This window comes from Haematobacter missouriensis (assembly GCF_000740775.1).
GTDB lineage: Bacteria > Pseudomonadota > Alphaproteobacteria > Rhodobacterales > Rhodobacteraceae > Haematobacter > Haematobacter missouriensis.
Genome location: NZ_JFGS01000010.1, coordinates 1 through 1,192, shown reverse-complemented (window position 1 = coordinate 1,192; position 1,192 = coordinate 1). Strand labels below are relative to the sequence as shown.

General features: G+C 65.6%; 2 protein-coding genes. One reads left to right on the top strand and one right to left on the bottom strand.

What is annotated here, in order from left to right:
- Positions 1-294: hypothetical protein (locus CG51_RS20380; RefSeq protein ID WP_084695114.1), on the top strand; the 294-nt coding region annotated here is incomplete at its 5' end.
- Between the two features lie 9 nt (positions 295-303).
- Here CG51_RS20380 and CG51_RS08645 read toward each other — a convergent pair.
- A complete protein-coding gene (locus tag CG51_RS08645) occupies positions 304-1,107 on the bottom strand; it encodes an undecaprenyl-diphosphate phosphatase (RefSeq protein ID WP_035744008.1) in 804 nt (267 codons plus the stop codon).
- Positions 1,108-1,192: the final 85 nt, after the last annotated feature.

Here is a 1,192-nt window from a genome sequence, read left to right as displayed (position 1 = left end):
AAGCTGAAATCCCTCTGGCGGGGTGAGCTGCCCCTGGGCGAGGCATTCTGGACCTGGGCCGTCACGATCGGCCTCGCCGTGAACATGTCAGCGGTCATGCTGCTTCTTACGCTGATTACCCTCGAGGCGCCGGAAGCGTTCTTTCTAGCCTGCACCGCGCTATCGCTGCCCTACAACATCCTCGCAATCGTAGGCGTATGGCGCGCCGCCAATCACTATCCGGGGCCAGATCTCCACGCCGACCTCGCACGGGGGGTAAGCCTGACGCTCTTGGGGCTGCTGAGCCTTTTATAAGAGGCGGCGTCAGACATAGGCGATGGCGAGCAAGGCCACGCCAAGCACGATCCGGTAAACGACATAGGGCGTGAAGCTGACGCTGCGCAGAAGCCGCATCATGAGCGCCAGCGCGGCAAGCGCCGCCATGAAGGAGAGGCCCGCCGCAATGGCGCCGTCCCGCAGTGCAGTGCGGTTCGCCTCGCCTGTGACCTCGCCGGCCAGCAGCACACCGGACGCGATGATGGTCGGGATCGACATGAGCATTGAAAGTCGCGCAGCGTCCTGGCGGCCATAGCCGAGGCTGCGCGCTCCGGTGATCGCCGCGCCCGAGCGCGAGGTGCCAGGGATCAGCGCCGCCGCCTGCCAAAGCCCCATGATGATGGCGTCCTTGAGGGTCCAGCCCGCGGTGGACTTTTCCGACGCGCCTTGCCGGTCAGCCCAGTAGAGCAGGATGCCGAAGCCGATCATCGTCCAGCCGATCACCGCGACCGAGCGCAGCGCCTCGATCATGCCGGTATTCTTCAAGATCGCCCCGGCGATGACCACCGGTATCGTGGCGACCACCAGGCCAAGCGCCAACCGCGCGCCCGGCGTGTCCACGCGCCCGCGTGCCAGTCGGCCAAGGCCCACCAGCCCCTTGGCTACGTCGCGCCAGAAGAAGATCACCACCGCCGCGAGCGAGCCGACATGCACAGCCACGTCCAGCACCAGCCCCTGGTCCTCGAGGTTCGACAACTGCGGCAGCAGGATCAGGTGGCCCGAGGACGAGACCGGCAGGAACTCGGTTATGCCCTGGATCATCGCGATCAGGGTCAGGTGCAGCAGCGTCATGACGTCCCTCGGTTCAGCTAGTGCTCTTCCTACCTGAAGGCGCGCAGTGATTGAACCCGACATTCCCCAAGTGGCCTGCCGCTTG

Excerpts from the sequence above, each read along its gene's own strand:
- CG51_RS08645 (WP_035744008.1), bottom strand. The coding sequence starts at position 1,107 with ATGACGCTGCTGCACCTGACCCTGATCGCGATGATCCAGGGCATAACC.